An 18,444-nucleotide genomic window follows, 5' to 3' on the forward strand; every position below is an offset into this window, starting at 1 on the left:
CGGAACCGGCGAGGCATCCGACACCCAGTGAGTTGAGCAGGATCCAGGCCATCGCGCCGAACCGGCCGTTGAGCACGTCCAGCCGCAGACCCGCCGTCAGCACCTGGCTCAGCGGGCCGTCCACCCTGCCGAGCGCGGCCTTCTCCAGGCCGTGTGCCCGGGTGATGGGGATCAGGCTCGTCATCTCACTGACACGGGCCGAGAGTTGTTCGACCTCCTGGCGGAACGACTCGTTGTGGGTGCGCAGCCGGGTGCGGAGCTTCATGACGAGGAACGCGGCGGCGGGCACGACCACGAGGAAGACCGGGAGGAAGGCCGGTACCCGGACGGCTATCACGGCCAGGCCGCCGATCAGGGTGACGATCCCCGCGAGCCCCATGTCGGCACTCTGCTGGACCATGTGCTCGACCAGTTCGACGTCCCGGACCACCTTGGCTTGCAGAACACCGGCGCTGGTCCGCGCGTGGTAGCCGATGGAGAGCTGCTGCATGCGTCGGCAGAGTGCCTGCCGCAAGGACGTGCCCATCCGCCGGACGCTGCCGTTGAGGCAGCGGACGTACAGCAGATGCATGGGGTAGTTGAGCACGAGGACGAAGAGCAGCGCGCCCGCGTTGAGCCACAACTCCCGTTCGGGGCTGTGCCGGACGACGATGTCGATGATGTTTGCGGTGATCAGGGGGAGCAGCCAGATCGGACTGTGCTTGACGACGAACGCCAGCACGGCGAGCGCCAGCCGGGCCCGGTCGGGGCGCAGCAGGTAGCCGAGGGTGCGGACGGGGTGTTCGCCCCGGTAGCGGTGGTCGAGCGCGGAGAGCCGCGGAGGAAGAGCGAGCGTGTGCTGCATCCGGCCAGCCAAGCCGCCGGTCCGCCGCGGCCGCAAGACCCCATCCGCATCGTGGGCGGGCATTTCGCCGGGAACCCGCTGGTCACGGGTTCGGTGCGGCCGAAGGCGTGCCCGCCCGGCTTCGGGGAGACGGCCGGCCGGTCACGGGTTGCCCGTCGGCTTCCCGCCGGGCGGCGGGGCCGCGGAAGGGGAGGCTGGGTCCGTCCCGTGCGTCGTCACCCGGGTTCCCGGGTGCCAGCGGGAGCAGATGTACGCGATCACGAGTGCCCCGGCCATCCCGTAGAAGACCCACTGGTTGGCCTCCGCGAAGTCCATCCGGATCGCGTGCATCGAGTCCCGCGCGATCTCGGCGGCCCTGCCGTCCCCGGTGGGCTGCCGCGCGTCCGCATTCCCGGTGACGGACTCCGCGATGCTCTGCGCCGCGTCGTGCGCCGTGCCGTTCGGCACCCCCGCGTCGCGCAGCGTTCCGGTGACCCGGCTCACCGTCACGTGCGTCAGCACGGTGCCGAACACCGCGAGGCCGATGCTCGCCGCGAAATTGCGGATGGTCTGCGTGACACCGGTGACCTCGCCGTACGAGGCTCCGATGGCGCGGTTCACCGCGTCCGTGGAGGCGGGGGCGAGCAGCAGGCCGATTCCCGCTCCCGCGATGGCCGCGTACAGCCACTGGTCGTGCATCGAGAGCTTCGTCAGGTTGGCGGCCCACAGTGCGAAGCCGATCGCGCCTACGGCGGTGCCGAGCCTGATCGCCGGGCGGGCGCCCCGCTTGTCGAGGATGCGACCGCCCCACTGCGAGGCGAGCGCGAACCCGATGAAGAAGTACAGGAGGTAGAGCGCGGCCTGGTTCGGGGACGCGCTGAGGGACACCTGGGCGTAGACCGACGCGAAGAAGAACACGGGTACGAAGGCGAGCATGGCGAAGAAGAGCACGGCCATGTCCACGCTGAACGCCCGGTCGCGGAAGACCTGGAGCTTGACGAGCGGGTGCGCGGCGCGGAGTTCGAAGCGGCAGAAGAGGACCAGCACCACCAGCCCGGCCGCGATGCACAACCAGGTCGCTGGCGAGTCCCAGCCCCACGTGGCGGACTGCTGGAGCCCCAGTACGGTCAGCCCCATGCCGGCGGCCATCAGCACGGCGCCCGGCACGTCCAGCGGTTCACGGCGGGAGCGGTCCGGGATGCGGGCCAGCAGGGTCAGGACGATCGCGATCACCGCGACGGGCACGTTGACCCAGAAGATGGCCCGCCACGTCCACCCGGTCAGCCAGCCGCCCAGCAGCGGCCCGATCGCGGTGAGGGCGCCGGAGATCCCGAAGAAGAGGGCGAGGGCCCGCCCCCGGCGTTCCACCGGGAACACGGCGATCACGACGGCGAGCGCGGCCGGGAACATGAACGCCGCGCCGATGCCCTGTACCGCGCGGAACCCGATCAGCCATGCCTGAGCGAAGTCGCCGGAGGGCACCGCCCCGCACAGGGCAGAGGCGACGACGAAGATCAGCGTTCCGCAGAGCATGACCCGGCGGTGGCCGTAGAGATCGGAGAGCCGGCCGCCGAGCGCGAAGAACGCCGCCAGGGTCAGCAGATAGGCGTTGACCACCCACTGCATCTGCGAGGAGGTGAGGCCGAGTTCACGGATGATGTCGGGCGCGGCGATGGCCACGATGGTCTGGTCGATGAAGGTCATCGACACGGCGAACAGCATCGCCGCGAGTGCCAGCGCCTGGTTCGGCGGTTGCGCGCCCGTCGTCGTTCCGTCGGGCCGTCGGGGGCCTTTCGCTCCGTTGCTCGTGTCGCCCGTCGGTTCCATGGAGTCCATGGTCACCTCGGGTGCGCGCGTCCGCACGCCGGGCGCCGCCCGACGGCGTCCCGCGGGGCGTCAGTCGCGACGGCAGTGCAGGAAGAGGTGCGGTTCGGGCGTGGCGTCCGGATGGTCCGGGACGAACAGCGCACCGTGCTCGGACAGGACCGTGAAGCCGCAGTCCGCCACCAGCGCGGTGAACGCGGGCGCGTCGAAGCTGGTCACCCGCACCGGGCGGCCCATGAAGAGTCCGTCCACACCCTCCACGTCCAGCGGCACCGTCGCCACGGACAACAGCCCACCGGGACGCAGGACCCGGGCGAGTCGGGCGAGCAGTGCCGCCTGTTCGGCCCGCGTCATCTGAAGGAGCGAGAAATAGACGCACACGGCGTCGAAGGACTCCTCGGCCAGGACGAGTTCGCGGACGTCGGCCCGCACGAAGGACGCTCCGGGGACCTGCCGGGCCGCCAGCTCCACCATGACCGGTGAGACGTCGACACCGTGCACCTCGTGCCCCGCGGCGACCAGAGCCTCGGCCGTCGGCCGGCCCGTCCCGCTGCCCACGTCCAGCACCCTGCTGTGCGGCGCGAGATGCCCGGTCAGCTCCCGCAGGGAGTCCCGGTGCGCCGGAGAGCCGGCGAAGGCCCGCTCGTACTGGGCGCCCAGCGCGTCGAAAACCGCCGCGGCCGAGGTGCCGCTCGTCTCGTCCATGGGTGCGTTCCTTCCGCGGGCCGGCCGGTTCACCCCGGATCGTGCCACCCGGCGCCCCCGCCCACAACGGGGCCCCGGAGCGTGGACGGCTTCCCCCGGACGACCGCGTCCCCGGCCTCCCGCGAAGGGGGACCGGGGACGCGTGCGCCGTGCGGGGATCAGGCTCCGGAGGCGTCCAGCATCGCCGAACGCTCCACCACCTTGATCCGCTCGCGACCCTGCTCGGCACCGAGCGCCTTCTCGTGCGCGTCCAGGCGGTGCCAGCCCTCCCACGTCGTGTACCGGACCCCGCGGCCCTCCAGGTGAGCCACGACCGCGTCGGGCTCGGGCTGCGCGGGGGCGGGCAGGCGGCCCTCGGCCCGGTCCTGGAGCAGGCACTCGACGGTCTCGTTGGCGTCACCCTTGGTGTGGCCGATGAGACCGATCGGACCGCGCTTGATCCAGCCGGTCACGTACACCGACGTCATGTGGTCCGAACCGGCGATCACGCGCCCCGCCTCGTGCGGGACCGTGCCGGAGGCCGGGTCCCACGGGAGCTTCGGGAGCTCGTCGGAGTAGTAGCCGACCGCGCGGTACACGCTTCGTACGTCCCAGTCGGTGAACGCGCCGGTGCCGCGCACGTTGCCGGTACCGTCCAGTTCCGTGCGCTCGGTACGCAGACCGACGACCGAGCCGTCCTCGCCGAGCACCTCGACGGGCGACTCGAAGAAGTGCAGGAACAGCTTGTGCGGGCGGTCGCCGACATCGCGGATGGCCCAGTTCTCCAGCGTCTGGGCGACCATGTTGGCCTGCTTGTTGCCCCGGCGGGTCTCGATCGAGCCCTCGTCGTAGTCGATGTCCTCGGGGTTGACGATGACCTCGATGTTCGGCGAGTGGTCCAGCTCGCGCAGCTCCATCGGGCTGAACTTCGCCTGGGCGGGACCGCGACGCCCGAAGACGTGCACCTCCAGCGCCTTGTTGGCCTTGAGGCCCTCGTAGACGTTGGCGGGGATCTCCGTCGGGAGCAGCTCGTCGGCGGTCTTGGCGAGTACGCGCGCCACGTCCAGCGCCACGTTGCCCACGCCGAGCACGGCGACCTTCTCGGCGGTCAGCGGCCAGGTGCGCGGCATCTCGGGGTGACCGTCGTACCAGGAGACGAAGTCGGCGGCCCCGTAGGACCCGTCCAGTTCTATCCCGGGGATGTCGAGGGCGCGGTCGGCCTCGGCGCCCGTCGAGAAGATCACCGCGTCGTAGAAGGAGCGGAGCTCGTCCAGACCGATGTCGTTCGGGTAGTCGACGTTGCCGAAGAGACGGATCTGCGGCTTGTCCAGGACCTGGTGCAGCGCGGTCACGATGCCCTTGATCCGGGGGTGGTCGGGGGCCACGCCGTAGCGGATCAGACCGAAGGGTGCGGGCATGCGCTCGAACAGGTCGATCGAGACACCCGGGTCCTTGGCGGCTTCGGATTTCAGCAGCGCGTCGGCCGCATAGATTCCGGCGGGACCGGCTCCGACAATGGCGACGCGGACGGGGCGTGTCATGGGGCTGTAGTTCCTTCGTTCCTCGGGGCGGGTGAACGCGGGCAGGGTGACGTCAAGGTAAGGCTTGACTTACTACACCCCCCTACACGCTATGTCCTCGCCTTCCGGAGCCTGTGGCCGGGGTAGCCGCGAAGGTTCTGCGGTGCTGCGGGCGACCTGCTCGGCCCGGCTGTCCGACCGCCTGATGAAAAAGCTTTCAGTGCTTTTCCGCAAGGGATTGAGGGCGGCCTCGGGCAGCTGCTTGACTCGCTGACGTCCCGCACGAGCCGCGACCCGGGGGAGCCCGATGAGCAAGGAGAACGACGTACTGGTCCTGGGAGGAGCGGGCGTCGACACCATCGTGTACGTCCCCGAGCTGCCGCTCCCGTACGCCGACAGCCATATGATCCGCCCCGGCATCACCGCGCGCGCCGGGCAGACCGGTGACTTCGTGGCCCTCGGGCTCGCCTCCCTCGGCCTGCGCACCCATCACATCGACCTGATCGGTGACGACCACGAAGGCGACCTGGTGCGGGCGTTCCACCGTGACCACTCCCTCCCCTTCACGGAGGTCACGCAGCCGCTCGGCACCAAACGCGCGGTGAACCTCGTCGGCCCGGACGGGCGGCGGCTCTCCCTCTACGACGACAGCCGCGCGGCGCAGAGCGACCGGCTGCCGGAGGCCACCGTCCGGGAGCTGGCCGAGAAGAGCCGTCACGCGCACGTCTCGATCACCCACCCCTGCGCCTTCACCCTGCCGCTGCTGCGCGAGGCGGGCCTCACGCTCTCCACCGACCTGCACAACTGGGACGGCGTCAACCCGTACCACGAGCCCTTCGCGTTCGAGGCGGACCTGGTGTTCCTCTCCGCCACCGCGCTGGAGGACCCCGCGGCGACCCTGCGCAGGATCGCCGAGCACGGCAGGGCCCGCGTGGTCGTCGCCACCGACGGGGCCGCCGGAGCCCATCTCCTCGTCGACGGCGCACCCAGCCACGTCCCGGCGATCGCACCGCCGGAACCGGTCGTCGACTCCAACGGCGCGGGCGACGCGTTCGCCGCCGGGTTCCTGCTCGGCTGGCTCGCGGGGGAGGATCCCGCACGCTGCGCCCTCTTCGGCGCCGTCGCCGGGGCGTACGCCTGCACCGTGGAGGCGACACGGGCGGACGCCATCGGCCGTGAGCTGCTGCTCGCCCGGGTGGCGGAGTGGGAGGCGAGCACCGGCGCCGCCCGCGTCTGAGTCGCGGCGGCCCTCGGCGTGCGCGCGGTCCGGACGGGGACCACCATCGAGTCAGGTGTCCGTCCGGGCCGTACGCCCGTAGACCCGCGCGGCGGACCCCGGAAGGCGGTTCCCGTGCCGGACGCACCCCGCGGCCCCTGCCGCGTCACACTCACCGAGAACGGCCCGATGCTGCTGGAAGGGCCGGTGGAGGTGACGCTCCCGGATGGCGGGACGGCCCGGTCGGACCGGTTCGTGGTCGCTCTCTGCATGTGCCGGAGAAGCCGCATCCACCCCTGGTGCGACACCAGTCACCGGCGCCGGGTGAAGAACGACGAGAGCTGACCGGGTACGGCAGCGGCCGGATCGGATCAGCCCCGCCCGGCGCGTACCGCGCGTACGATCACCAGCTCCTCGCTCTTCGCAGCCGGCCCGAGCAGGCCCCGGTCGCGCAGCCACGCCCGCCGGGAACGCAGGACCGGCCCCAGCGGAACCCGGGCCCGCTCGCACATCGACGCGGGCAGCCCGGCCCGTTCCAGGCGTTCCACGGTCTTGTCCGGGTCGCAGAGCAACGAATGCACCATCAGCAGCACCCCGCCGGGCCGCAGCGCCTCCCGGGCCCCGTCGCAGACCCGGTCCAGGACGATCCGCCCGTCGTGGCCCGCGTCCCACGCTCTCGCGCGCCCGCGTCCGGGTACCTCCGGCGAGGGCGAGGGCACATAGGGCGGGTTGCACAGCAGCAGGTCGTAGGCGTGGCCCCGGACGGCGGCGGTCAGATCGCTGCGTCGTACATCGATGCGGTGGCGGTGGAGCCGCGCGTTGAACCGGGCGGTCAGGACCGCCCGGCGGGCCAGATCCACCGCCGTGACCGACCCGCCGAGCTGAGCGGCGCGGATCGCCAGCGCCCCACTGCCGGTACCGAGATCCAGCACCTTCGCACCGGGGGCGAGAGCCTCGCGTTCGAGTGCCCGCATCAGCAGACGGGTGTCGTGCTGCGGTGCGTAGACACCGGGCAGGGTGAGGACGAAAGGCGCGGCTGACGCCACATCGATGGCCATCGGAGCTCCCTCGGACGGAGAGACGGGCGGTCTGTCCCAGACTGGAGCGGAATCACCCGGGTCACCACTTGGCGTCCCACTTGGCGTCCCGCGTGGCGCGATCCCGGCGGGGCCGCCCCGTCAGCGGGCGTGCCGGTCGCGCCAGCCTGCCAGCAGCCTTTCTCCGAGCCGGTCCTCCAGGAAACCGGTGGCGGTGATGCCGAAGACGACATCGGCCTCCAGCTCCGGCTCGTCCGCCAGCAGACCCGCGACGACCTCGCGTCGTACCACCTGCTCGTGCACGGCGTCCGCCTCGACGTGTTCGGAGTAGAAGAACTCGGCCGAAGGCCCCGCCCCGGCGCGCCGCATCGCCTGCGCGAGGCGGCGCGAGGCGGGCGACGAGGTGATCTCCACCGCGGCGAAATGCCCCACCAGGGCGCCTCGCAGACGCCGGTGCAGCCCGAACAGCGACATCAGATTGACCAGGGCCAGCATCTCGGCATGGCCCTCGTCCAGGTAGTGGCCGTAGGCGGTCTCCAGTCCCATGTCCGCCATCAGGTCGGCGAAGAGGCGCGCGTGCACGCGCTCCGCGCGTCCGGCACCGAACTCGTCGTACTCGATCGCCGCCATCCCCGCCTTGGCCCGCCCGCGCAGCCTCGGCAGCACCCAGGCATGCGGGTCGGCCTCCTTCAGGTGGTAGAGCGAGCGCTGGACGGCGTACTCGCGGACGTGACGCAGCTGCCCGTGGTCCCTGAGGAAGTCGGACACCCCCCGGCCGCGCACCGGCTCCACCAGGAGCCCGGCCAGAACCTCCTGTAGCGGGTCGGTGTGTGTGGCGTCGCGGCGCAGCGCGGTCAGGAAGGAATCCTCGGCACCCCGACGTACGGCCAGCAGTTCCGGGTCCCACTCCAGCGCCGGGTCCACCCCCGCGAACCCCCGGTAGTGCAGCTCGTAGCAGACGTACAGCGCCAGATGGAGATCCTCGCCGTACGGATCGGCGCCACGGGCGGCCCCAGGGTCCGGCAGCCCGCCCGCACCCCGCAGATGACCGAGCACCGCGGCCGACAACGGTCCCCGGGCACGAGGAAGTCGCGGTGAGCGCTGCGCTCCGTCGCGGTACGCGTCCACCGTCAGTCCCGGGGCAGCAGGGACCCCAGGGGGCCCAGGTCCAGGTTGAGGTCCTCCGGGCGCACACCGTGCTGCTCGCAGAGTTCGGTCATCCGTCGGTCGAGCATCATCAGGGTGGCTCCGATCTCGTCGGCCTGTTCGTCGGTGAGGTCCCCCTGGTCGACCCGGCGGATCGCCTGCCGCTCCATCAACTGACGCAGCAGTTCGACCACGGTGAGGACGAGCGTGACGAGGTCGCGGCCCATTTGCTCGCGGTCGAGGTCGAGCCGGGCCCCGGTCACAGCGGCCCTCCGTCGGCCCAGGGCGCCGGCACACGTTCGCTGACCGAGGACAGCAGGGCGTGCAGCGACAGCCGTACGAGCGGGACGTCCGCGATGGCGATCACGAGATCCCCGCTGATGACCACTCCGGTCGCGAGCACCCGGTCGAGCAGGTCGACCAGGGGCACCCCGATCGGACCGGTCAGCGGCTCGGCGGAGTCCCACGGCACCACCTCGCGGTTCATCCCTCCACCTCGCCCACGAAGGAGTACGGCACCCAGGGACCCGACAGCGCGACCTGCACGTCACCCGGCTCCCGCAGCGTCTTCGCCAGCCGGTGCAACTCGGCCGACCTGGCCTCCGCCACCAGATAGGTGGCGTTGAGGACCTGTACACCCTGGTCCTCGGAGGAGGGCGCTGAGTGCAGCCGCAGCCTGCGGGCCTCCGCCGCGACCCGGCGGAACGCCTCGTCCACCGCGTCGGCCCTGAGTCCCGCTTCGACGTGACGGCGCTGCCGGCTCTCCTGGACGTTCCGGCGCCGGTTCAGATAGGCCAGCCCCGAACCCGCGGCGGGCCTGGCCCGATCCGAGGGCGCGGCGGCCGAGTCCTCCCCGCTCGTGGTGTCCTGGGCCGCCGAGGGGGCGAGGAACACCTTGACGCCCCACTCCGCGTGGTGGGCGACCCGGTCGAGTGCGCGGTCGAACCGCGCCGCCTGCGACCCGAGCGCCGCCCGGGCGCTCCCGTCACCGTGGTAGAGCGTCGCCATCGGGAGCGGCACGGTGGGCGCGCCACCGGCGACGGCGGTGACCACACCGTGGTGCGCCCGCGCGTAGCGCTCCAGCTCCTCCTGGTCGGCCAGCCGTTCCTGCCACACCTCGTCGGTGAAGTCCTTGGCCCGTACGGTCTGCACCACGGCCGACAGGCGCGATCCGAGGGACAGCGCGCGTACGGGCTCCTCGCCGGTGAGGCCGGGCAACCACCCGAGTGCACCTGGGGCGAGGTCGCGGCACACGGCGAAGACATAGAGGGCGCCGCCTCCGGAAGCGGAGCCGCTGCGAGGGGTACGGGTCATGTGCGTGCGCGCTCCCTGGATCTCTTCCGTCCGTCGGCGTCGGCGTCGTCGGGGGACTCCAACGCCGCGATGCGTGCGCGCAGTTCGCGGTTCTCCTCCTGGAGGGCGCTGCGCGACGCGCGTGAACTGAGTGCGGGATCGGTCTCCCACCAGTCGATTCCGGCCTTCTTGGCCGTGTCCACCGAGGCCACGAAGAGCCTCAGGCGGATGGTGAGCAGCTCGATGTCCAGGAGATCGATCTTGATGTCTCCCGCGATGACGATGCCCTTGTCGAGAACCCGTTCCAGGATGTCGGCGAGGTTGGTCGTCTGCGGACCGGGGATGGTGTCAGCGGTCTGCCGATAGGCCATGTCCGTCACCGCCGTCCGCCCCCTCTCCGCTTCCGGGGACGAGGCGCCTCTTCCTCTTCCTCTTCCTCTTCCTCGTCGCCCTCGTCGTCCTCTTCCTCGTACTCGCCGTCGTCCTCGTCGTCTCCCTCTTCCTCCTCCTCTTCGTACTCGCCGTCCTCGTCCTCGTCCTCGGCGTCCTCTTCCTCGTCCTCGTACTCGTCGTCTCCGTCCTCGGCGTCCTCGTCCTCGAAGTCGCCGTCCTCTTCCTCGTCGCCCTCGTCCTCCTGGCCTTCCTGCTCCTCCGCTTCCTCTTCCGCCACTGCGTCCTCGTGCGAGACGACGACCTCCCCGTCACGGATCTCGCCGCGCCAGCCCTCGGGGGGTTCGGCGCTGAGGGTGACGTAGCGCTGGAAGTGCTTGAAGTCCAGGCGGATACGGCGCCCCTGGACACGCCAGAGGTTGCCCGTCTTCTCGAAGAAGCCCGCCGGGTAGTACTCCACGACCAGGATGATCCTGGTCAGGGAAGGCGCCAGCTCGTGGAAGCTGACGGCGCCGCGCGTGCTGCCCTTGGCTCCCTCGGACGTCCACACGATCCGTTCGTCGGGAATCTGCTCCTGCACGGTGGCCTTGAAGCCGCGGGAGGAAGGGCCGATCTTCACCTTCCAGTCGCTCTCCATCTCGTCGCCCATCGAGACGCTCTGAACGCCCTTGGTGAAGCTGCTGAACTGGTCGTACTGCGTCCAGTAGTCGTACGCGTCGCGCAACGGCACGCCCACGTCGAGTACTTCGATGATGTTCATCGACTTCCCGCCCGACTTGCTCTTCCCGCCGCCCTTTCCGCCGCCCCCGTCCCCGCCGCCTCCGCCGAAGGCTTCCTTCGCCTTGCCCACGACGTTGTCCTTCACCCCCTTGGCCTTCTCGGAGACGAAGGCTTTCAGTGGTGACTCCCCTTGCAGGACACGCGACCCGATGGCGGGCAGGGACCCGCCGTTCGCGACACCGGTCAGCTGACTGGTGACGTCCGTGAGTTTCTCTCCGGCCTTCCCCGCCAGTCGCTCCACCTGACCGGAGAGATAGCCCGAAAGTTCCTCGCGCAGCCGCTCGACGCCTGACACCTTGTCCTCGGAACCGTCCTTCTCGCTGCTGGCCATGGCTCGCTACCTCCGGCGATCGGCGCGCTTGGAAGCCGTCCGCTTGGACGACGACGTCTTCTTGGCCGCTGCGCTCTTCTTGGCTGGTGCCTTCTTCGCAGCGGTCTTCTTGGCCGGGGCCTTCTTCGCCGTGGTGGCCTTCTTGGCAGGTGCCTTCTTCGCGGCCGTCTTCTTCTTGACGGGTCCCTTGGCACGCTTCTCGGCGAGCAGCTCGTACCCGCGCTCGGGGGTGAGCTCCTCCACGCTGTCGCCCGTACGCAGGGTCGCGTTCGTCTCGCCGTCCGTGACGTACGCGCCGAAGCGCCCGTCCTTCACGACCACCGGGGCCCCGCTGACCGGGTCGTTGCCCAGTTCCTTCAGCGGCGGCTTGGCGGCGGCACGGCCGCGCTGCTTGGGCTGCGCGTAGATGGCGAGGGCCTCGTCGAGGGTGATGTCGAAGAGCTGGTCCTCAGAGGTGAGCGACCGCGAATCCGTCCCCTTCTTCAGGTACGGGCCGTAGCGGCCGTTCTGCGCGGTGATCTCGACGCCCTCGGCGTCCTGGCCGACGACGCGCGGCAGCGACATCAGCTTGAGCGCGTCGGCCAGCGTCACCGTGTCGAGCGACATCGACTTGAAGAGGGAGGCGGTCCGCGGCTTCACCGCGTTCTTGCCGGTGGTCGGCGTGCCCTCGGGCAGCACCTCGGTGACGTACGGGCCGTACCGGCCGTCCTTGGCGATGATCTGGTTGCCGGACTCGGGGTCGGTGCCCAGCTCGAAGTCGCCGCTCGGCTTGGCGAGCAGCTCCTCCGCCAGCTCGACGGTGAGCTCGTCCGGCGCCATGTCGTCGGGGACGTCGGCGCGCTGGTGCCCCTCGGAGTCCTTCTCGCCCCGCTCGATGTACGGGCCGTACCGGCCGACGCGGAGCTTGATGTCGTTGCCGACGGGGAAGGAGGAAATCTCCCGGGCGTCGATGGCGCCGAGGTCGGTGACGAGTTCCTTCAGGCCGCCGAGGTGGTCGCCGTCGCCGTTGCCGACGTCGGAGGCCGCTCCGGCACCGGCCGTGTCCTCGCCCGCACCGAAGTAGAAACGCTTCAGCCACGGCACGGACTGGGCCTCGCCCCGCGCGATGCGGTCGAGGTCGTCCTCCATCCGCGCGGTGAAGTCGTAGTCGACGAGCCGGCCGAAGTGCTTCTCCAGCAGGTTGACGACGGCGAAGGAGAGGAAGGACGGGACGAGCGCCGTGCCCTTCTTGAAGACGTAACCGCGGTCGAGGATCGTCCCGATGATCGAGGCGTACGTCGACGGGCGGCCGATCTCGCGCTCTTCGAGCTCCTTGACCAGCGACGCCTCGGTGTAGCGGGCGGGCGGCTTGGTGGAGTGGCCGTCGGCGGTGATCTCCTCGGCCGAGAGTGCGTCGCCCTCGGCGACCTGCGGCAGCCTGCGCTCGCGGTCGTCCAGCTCGGCGTTCGGGTCGTCGGCTCCCTCGACGTACGCCTTCATGAAGCCGTGGAAGGTGATCGTCTTGCCCGAGGCGGAGAACTCGGCGTCCCGGCCGTCGCTCGCCCGGCCGCCGATCTTGACGGTGACGGAGTTGCCGACCGCGTCCTTCATCTGGGACGCGACGGTCCGCTTCCAGATCAGCTCGTACAGACGGAACTGGTCACCGGTCAGGCCGGTCTCGGCCGGGGTGCGGAAGCGGTCGCCGGAGGGACGGATCGCCTCGTGCGCCTCCTGCGCGTTCTTGACCTTCACCGCGTAGGTGCGCGGCTTCTCCGGCAGGTAGTTCGCGCCGTACAGCTCGGTCACCTGCGCCCGGGCGGCGGTGATCGCCGTGTCCGAGAGGGTCGTGGAGTCCGTACGCATGTAGGTGATGAAGCCGTTCTCGTACAGCTTCTGCGCGACCTGCATGGTCGCCTTCGCCCCGAAGCCGAGCTTGCGGCTCGCCTCCTGCTGGAGCGTGGTCGTACGGAACGGGGCGTACGGCGAGCGGCGGTACGGCTTCGACTCGACCGAGCGGACCGCGAAGGCCGAGTCGGCGAGAGCGGCGGCCAGGGCGCGGGCGTTCGTCTCGTCCAGGTGCATGACCTGGCCGGAGGCTGCCTTCAGCTGTCCGTCCGCACCGAAGTCGCGACCCTGGGCGACACGCCGCCCGTCGACCGCGCTGAGACGGGCGATCAGGGTGGACGGGTCCGAGGCGTCACCGGTGCGACCGGTGGCGAAGGTGCCCGTCAGGTCCCAGTAGGAGGCGGAGCGGAAGGCGATGCGCTCGCGTTCCCGCTCGACGACGAGCCGGGTGGCGACGGACTGGACACGGCCCGCCGACAGCCGGGGCATGACCTTCTTCCACAGGACCGGCGAGACCTCGTAGCCGTAGAGACGGTCGAGGATGCGGCGGGTTTCCTGGGCGTCGACCATGCGCTGGTTGAGCTCACGCGGGTTGGCCACGGCGGCCCGGATCGCGTCCTTGGTGATCTCGTGGAAGACCATCCGGTGGACCGGGACCTTGGGCTTGAGGACTTCCTGCAGGTGCCACGCGATGGCTTCGCCCTCGCGGTCCTCATCGGTGGCGAGGAAGAGTTCGTCGGACTCGGCCAGCAGCTGCTTGAGCTTCCTGACCTGGGCTTTCTTGTCCGCGTTGACGACGTAGACGGGCTGGAAGTCGTGATCGACGTCGACCCCGAGCCGCCGGACCTCGCCGGTGTACTCGTCGGGGACCTCGGCCGCGCCGTTCGGGAGGTCGCGGATGTGCCCGACGCTCGCCTCGACGACGTATCCGGGGCCGAGATAGCCCTTGATCGTCTTCGCCTTGGCAGGCGACTCGACGATGACGAGTCGGCGGCCGCCCTCTGCGGTCTCGCTGGTCGGGGACAACTTCGCTCTTCTCTCCGGTCGGCACTCGATGCGCATCCACACGGCGGCTCGGAAGCCACTGGAGGTGCTGTCGCTGCGGAGTGTGACGGTACAACCCGCCCCCGTGTCAAACGGCAAAAGCCCGCAACGGCCACTCGAACGGTAACCCGACTTCCGGCATTCCTGCCGCCCGGACCGTCCCTTCCACACCGGGTACGGCCGCTGCCTGCGGGTTCCGGGGCGCCGGGGAGGGGGTGCGGAGGCTGCGCGAAGACGGTGCGGAGCAGACGTGAAGAGGGGTGCTGCGGGGCCCGGTCCGGGCGGTCCGGCGGACTCCCGGCCCGCGCGCCCGACACGCCGGATTCGATCAGATGCCGGTGAGGACCCACACGCCGAGGACGAGGAAAAGTACGCCGAAGACCGTCGAAAGCACGGCGGCGTATACGGGGCTCACTCCCAGAGCCACCGGCGCGCGCCGGGCCGTGCGCGCCCCTGTCCAGATGAGGAGGGCGGCGCCGAACAGCGCGAAGACCGATCCCCCGATGGCCGCCGGTCCGCTCTCCATGTCTCCGCACCCCTGTCCTGGCCCGCGCACCGGGTCCGGCGGGCCCGGTCGGCCGGACCCGGGCGGGGCCGGCTCGCCCACGGGACGCGCAGGGGGAGGCTGCCACCCCCGGACGTCGGCCACGCGAACCCCGGGTGAACAGCGGACCCGACGTGGCTGCCGGACGGCCGGCCCGGCGGGGGGACGTACGGCGCGACCGGCGCGTACCCCCTGCCCAGGCCGGGGCTCGGCCGAGCGCGCCTGCCCGGGCCGCGTGCGCCCGCTCAGGCCGGGCGTACGCCGTCCCGGACGCGAATGCTCAGGCCGGGGCTCCCGCTCAGGCCCGGGCTCCCGCTCAGGCCGTACGCCCCGCTCAGGCCCGGGCTCCCGCTCAGGCCGTACGCCCGCTCAGGCCCGGGCTCCCGCTCAGGCCGTACGCCCGGCCCTGTCGGCGCCCGGGGTCACCGGCTCCAGGAAGCCCTCCTCGACCAGGAGCCTGATCGCCTGGGGGGTACGGTCCCGCAGCAGCACCGGATCCTCACCCATCAACTGGGCGATGGCGTCCAGAATGCGGCCCGCCGGCAGCGAACCGTCGCAGACGCCGGCGAACCCGGCGCCCACCGAGTCCACCTTGGTGGCCCGCCGCATGCCACGGTGCTGACGCAGCACCACGTGCTCGGGGTCCTCCGCACCCGGCAGCCCGACCTGCTCCTGCACGACCTCCTCGGCGAGCGTGAAATGTCCCGCGAGCAGCGAGGCGTCGTCCTGGGCGCGCAGATAGTCCTGGCGGGCGAAGTGCCCGAGCACGGCAGGCCCGAGGGGCTGCTCGATCGAGTGCGGCCACTCCTCCACGACGACCGACGGATTCCCGGCGGCGGCCGCGGCGGACTTGCGGAGGGTGATCCAGCCAAATCCGACCGCGGTGGTCCCGCGCGCCTCGAACTCGTCGAGCCATGCCTCGTAACGAGCGGTGTACTCGGCCGGATCGGAGCGGTGGTCACCGCTGTCGCGCAGCCACAGCTCGGCGTACTGGGTGACGTCCTGCACCTCCCGCTGCACGATCCAGGCGTCGCAGCCGGCCGGCACCCAGGAACGGAGCCGGTCCTGCCACTCCTCGCCCTCCACGTGCTGCCAGTTGGCGAGGAACTGGGCGTACCCCCCGTCGTTCAGCCGGGCGCCCGACTGCTGGACCAGGGTGCGGCAGAGGTCGTCGCCGCCCATGCCGCCGTCGCGGTAGGTGAGGCGGGCGCCGGGCGAGATGACGAACGGCGGATTCGAGACAATCAGGTCGTAGGTCTCCTCGGCGACCGGTTCGAAGAGGGACCCCTCCCGCAGATCGGCCGGGGCGGCGCCGGAGAGGGCGAGCGTGAGCCGCGTGAAGTCCAGGGCGCGCGGGTTGAGGTCGGTGGCGGTGACGCGCGTGGCGTGCTGTGCCGCGTGGAGCGCCTGGATACCGGAGCCCGTGCCCAGGTCGAGGGCGGAGGCCACCGCGGTACGGACCGTGATCCCGGCGAGCGTGGTGGAGGCGCCACCGACCCCGAGGACGACTCCTTCCTCGTGCGATCCGATACCGCCCGCGCCTCCGACCGCGCAGCCGAGATCGGAGACGATGAACCAGTCCTCACCCTCGGGGCCGCCGTACGGGCGGACGTCGACGGTCGCCCGCACCTCGCCGTCCGCCTCGCGCACCCAGCCGTCCGCCAGGCAGAGGGCGAGGGGAAGCGCCGCTTCCGCCCGAGCCACCGGAACGGGCCGCTGAAGAAGGAAGAGCCGCACCAGCGTGTCGAGCGCGGTGTCGCCCCCGGCGGCGCGCAGCGCGGGAACCGTCTCGGCGCGCGCGAGGGCCGCGTAGGCCGGTGCGCCGAGCAGTTCCAGGAGTCCGTCCGCGGTGAAAGCGGCTGCGAGCAGCGCTTCACGGAGCGCGGGAACGTGCTCTGGCTGTGGCAGGCGGGGCCCCGAGGGGCTTGTCGGTGCTGAAGGGCTCTTCGTACTCACGCCCCCATTGTCTCCGCTCCCACCGACAACGGCAGCGGCCCGGCCACCGCGACGGGTGACCGGGCCAACGCGCCCCGGCGACGTACAGAAGCCAGGAGGGCTACGACGGCTACGAGGCCTTGGCCTTGGAGGCCGGGGCGCCCGATCCGGGGGAGGAGGAGGCTGCGGGGCTCTTGCAGCTGTCCTGCTTGGCCATGGCGCTCCCGACCTCGCCGGACTGCAGCTTGTTCAGCGCGTCGGCACCGCTGCTACTGGTGTTCTTCAACTCCTCGGCGATGTCCTTGAGGCCATCGGCGAACTTCGCCTGGTCCTCGGTGTCGAGTGCGTCCACCTCGCTCTTGAGCTTCGCGTACGCCGCGGAGGAGGCGTTGAGTCCCTTCACCGCCTCCTGCTGCGTGGCCTCACCGTCGTCGACGGGCGGGGCGCCGGCCGAGTCCACGGCCGAGCCGAGCGCCTTGTACGCCTCCGAGATCTGCTGGAAGGCGGCCGAGTCGGTCCTCTGCACGTCGGCGGGCTGGCTGTTGTCCGCGGTCTGCTCCTGGATGGCGGCGTTGGCGTCCGCGATCTTCTGCAGCTGCGGCTGGATCTGGTCGCACACCTTCTTGGCCCAGTCGTCGACCTCGTCGTTGCTGTCGTCGCTGCAACCCGTCAGCGTCAGTACGAGTACCGCACCGCCGGACAGTGCGGCCGCAAGCTTCTTGTTCACCGAATCGGTCCCTTCCAAGGCTCTCGGCCCCGGAACTTACACGCCAAGTGGGCGACATCCGGGCGCCGGTCTCCCGGTACGTGCCCATTTGCAGCCATTTGCATCAAGAGGGGCGGAGGAGATTCAACTCACCCTCCGCAGCCGTGCCGCCCAGGCGGACCACCCTGCGGACAGCAATCCCACCTTCACCCGAACGGATGACGGCCCACACACACGGAGCCCTGCGCTCGGCCCGTACGGCGGACCAATCGTCAGCCCTCATCCGGAGCAGCCGATGTGACTGGATGTCATGCTAGGGCCCAGGAAAAGCCGGAGGTTTCCCGACGATCACCAGAGGTGCCTCGCGGTTCGTCATGGCTCCGTCCGAGGTTCTTCCTGGTCCGTGGTGGTTCCTCGTGGTACCGCAGGAGGTTCGCGGCCCTCCGGGGCGGGGGGTACGGATGGGCATGAGGCCGCGGCGCGGACGGCGTCGCGGAAGTACGCGGCGCGCGGGAGCGCGCGGCCCACCGCGGAGAATGCTTCGCGCGGCAAAGCCACACGGGAGATGTGAGACCCCACCTCGGCCGCACTCGCGACCACCCTCGGCAGTCGTCACAGGCACCGGAAAAGAGCACGCGGACCCGAGGGGCGAGGCGCACCCTGCACGAACATCGCAACCATCGCGAACAATCGCAACCATCGCGAACATCGGGCTTCAACGGCCCCAGCAGGCCCGTGCGCCATGTGGGCGCCGCGGGGAAGAGCGATCAGGGAAAGACCACCGCGGGCGCGGTCGGCCAGGTCATCCGGATCACGCCGCCGTTCACCCCCGACCGGACCTCCACGTCGTCGACCAGCCCCTTGATGACGGCAAGACCCATTTCGTCCTCACCTTCACCGTCCGGATCCGGCTCCGGTTCGTCGAGCCCCACCGGTACGACCGACGCGGCCCGGCGTGCGCCGGGAACGGCGCCTTGGGCATCGCTTCCCGGACCTGGCACATCGTCGCCGACCTCGATGGAGAACGACTTCTCCTCGTCCGTCAGCACCACGGCCACCGGGGTGTCGATGCCGTGAGCGTGGTGCAGCCCGACAGCCCGGCTGCAGGCCTCGCCGACCGCGAGTCTGACCTCGTCGAGCACCGCCTCGTCGACGCCGGCCCGGCGTGCCACAGCGGCTGCCACCAGGCGGGCCGTCCGGACATGTTCAGGCTGTGCGCTGAAGCGGAGTTCAACGGTGGCCATGAGATCCCCCTCGAACGTAGGGCGTGCGTCTCAGAGGCCCGGGCGTGGCGCCCGCACCCCTGGTCCTTCCGGAGCCCGTCGAGCGGGCGGCCGACCTCTCGGT

Annotated in this window: 18 protein-coding genes; 2 read left to right on the plus strand and 16 right to left on the minus strand. The window is 70.9% G+C overall.

All coding sequences use genetic code 11. The features are described 5' to 3' along the window. The 4 genes from ACFWEP_RS17210 to ACFWEP_RS17225 all read right to left on the minus strand — a co-directional run. Positions 1-844, minus strand: an 844-nt coding sequence (locus ACFWEP_RS17210) for an ABC transporter transmembrane domain-containing protein (RefSeq protein ID WP_387371039.1), incomplete at its 3' end; no start/stop codon positions are given. Positions 845-985: 141 nt separating this feature from the next. Beyond that, complete coding sequence (locus ACFWEP_RS17215; protein WP_387371071.1) at positions 986-2,545, minus strand: MFS transporter; 1,560 nt, start codon at positions 2,543-2,545, stop codon at positions 986-988. A gap of 174 nt (positions 2,546-2,719) precedes the next feature. Further along, positions 2,720-3,352 (minus strand): class I SAM-dependent methyltransferase, encoded by a 633-nt coding sequence (locus tag ACFWEP_RS17220; RefSeq protein WP_387371041.1) that lies wholly within the window; start codon positions 3,350-3,352, stop codon positions 2,720-2,722. 158 nt (positions 3,353-3,510) lie between these two features. Further along, a complete protein-coding gene (locus tag ACFWEP_RS17225) occupies positions 3,511-4,872 on the minus strand; it encodes an FAD-dependent oxidoreductase (protein ID WP_387371043.1) in 1,362 nt (453 codons plus the stop codon). A 286-nt stretch (positions 4,873-5,158) separates the two neighbouring features. Here ACFWEP_RS17225 and ACFWEP_RS17230 point away from each other — a divergent pair, with 286 nt between their 5' ends. Beyond that, on the plus strand, positions 5,159-6,088 hold the full coding sequence (locus ACFWEP_RS17230; RefSeq protein WP_387371045.1) for an adenosine kinase: 930 nt from the start codon (positions 5,159-5,161) through the stop codon (positions 6,086-6,088). A gap of 114 nt (positions 6,089-6,202) precedes the next feature. After that, a complete protein-coding gene (locus ACFWEP_RS17235; protein WP_387371047.1) occupies positions 6,203-6,412 on the plus strand; it encodes a CDGSH iron-sulfur domain-containing protein in 210 nt (69 codons plus the stop codon). A 26-nt stretch (positions 6,413-6,438) separates the two neighbouring features. Here the strand turns inward: ACFWEP_RS17235 and ACFWEP_RS17240 are convergent, their stop codons facing one another. From ACFWEP_RS17240 to ACFWEP_RS17295, 12 genes are all read right to left on the minus strand, one after another. Continuing rightward, the gene (locus ACFWEP_RS17240) at positions 6,439-7,125 is read right to left on the minus strand and encodes a HemK2/MTQ2 family protein methyltransferase (protein ID WP_387371049.1); all 687 of its coding nucleotides are present in this window, start codon (positions 7,123-7,125) and stop codon (positions 6,439-6,441) included. Positions 7,126-7,245: 120 nt separating this feature from the next. Further along, positions 7,246-8,172 carry an iron-containing redox enzyme family protein gene (locus ACFWEP_RS17245; protein WP_387371051.1) on the minus strand — a complete coding sequence of 309 codons (927 nt, stop codon included), beginning with the start codon at positions 8,170-8,172 and terminating at the stop codon, positions 7,246-7,248. Positions 8,173-8,234: 62 nt separating this feature from the next. Next, positions 8,235-8,513 carry a gas vesicle protein K gene (locus ACFWEP_RS17250; protein WP_387371053.1) on the minus strand — a complete coding sequence of 93 codons (279 nt, stop codon included), beginning with the start codon at positions 8,511-8,513 and terminating at the stop codon, positions 8,235-8,237. Next, positions 8,510-8,737, minus strand: coding sequence for a gas vesicle protein (locus ACFWEP_RS17255; RefSeq protein WP_387371055.1), 228 nt, complete (start codon positions 8,735-8,737; stop codon positions 8,510-8,512). Before ACFWEP_RS17255 ends, ACFWEP_RS17250 begins: the two co-directional genes overlap by 4 nt. Further along, positions 8,734-9,564 carry a GvpL/GvpF family gas vesicle protein gene (locus tag ACFWEP_RS17260; RefSeq protein WP_387371057.1) on the minus strand — a complete coding sequence of 277 codons (831 nt, stop codon included), beginning with the start codon at positions 9,562-9,564 and terminating at the stop codon, positions 8,734-8,736. The genes ACFWEP_RS17255 and ACFWEP_RS17260 overlap by 4 nt, the downstream gene beginning before the upstream one ends. Then, positions 9,561-9,923: a gas vesicle protein gene (locus ACFWEP_RS17265; protein ID WP_387371059.1), complete on the minus strand. Its 363-nt coding sequence runs from the start codon at positions 9,921-9,923 to the stop codon at positions 9,561-9,563. The genes ACFWEP_RS17260 and ACFWEP_RS17265 overlap by 4 nt, the downstream gene beginning before the upstream one ends. Beyond that, positions 9,920-11,044, minus strand: coding sequence for an SRPBCC family protein (locus tag ACFWEP_RS17270; protein ID WP_387371061.1), 1,125 nt, complete (start codon positions 11,042-11,044; stop codon positions 9,920-9,922). Before ACFWEP_RS17270 ends, ACFWEP_RS17265 begins: the two co-directional genes overlap by 4 nt. Before the next feature lie 6 nt (positions 11,045-11,050). Then, positions 11,051-13,894 carry a type I DNA topoisomerase gene (topA, locus tag ACFWEP_RS17275; RefSeq protein ID WP_387371063.1) on the minus strand — a complete coding sequence of 948 codons (2,844 nt, stop codon included), beginning with the start codon at positions 13,892-13,894 and terminating at the stop codon, positions 11,051-11,053. A gap of 346 nt (positions 13,895-14,240) precedes the next feature. Beyond that, entirely contained in the window at positions 14,241-14,438 is a 198-nt protein-coding gene (locus tag ACFWEP_RS17280; protein WP_387371065.1) for a hypothetical protein, read from the minus strand. A gap of 405 nt (positions 14,439-14,843) precedes the next feature. Then, positions 14,844-16,364 (minus strand): methyltransferase, encoded by a 1,521-nt coding sequence (locus ACFWEP_RS17285; protein ID WP_387371073.1) that lies wholly within the window; start codon positions 16,362-16,364, stop codon positions 14,844-14,846. A 157-nt stretch (positions 16,365-16,521) separates the two neighbouring features. Continuing rightward, entirely contained in the window at positions 16,522-17,118 is a 597-nt protein-coding gene (locus ACFWEP_RS17290; protein ID WP_387371067.1) for a small secreted protein, read from the minus strand. Between the two features lie 746 nt (positions 17,119-17,864). Further along, positions 17,865-18,341, minus strand: a complete 477-nt coding sequence (locus tag ACFWEP_RS17295) for an ATP-binding protein (RefSeq protein ID WP_387371069.1) — start codon at positions 18,339-18,341, stop codon at positions 17,865-17,867. Positions 18,342-18,444 lie beyond the last annotated feature (103 nt).

Origin of the sequence: Streptomyces sp. NPDC060198 (assembly GCF_042728415.1) — a bacterium.
GTDB lineage: Bacteria > Actinomycetota > Actinomycetes > Streptomycetales > Streptomycetaceae > Streptomyces.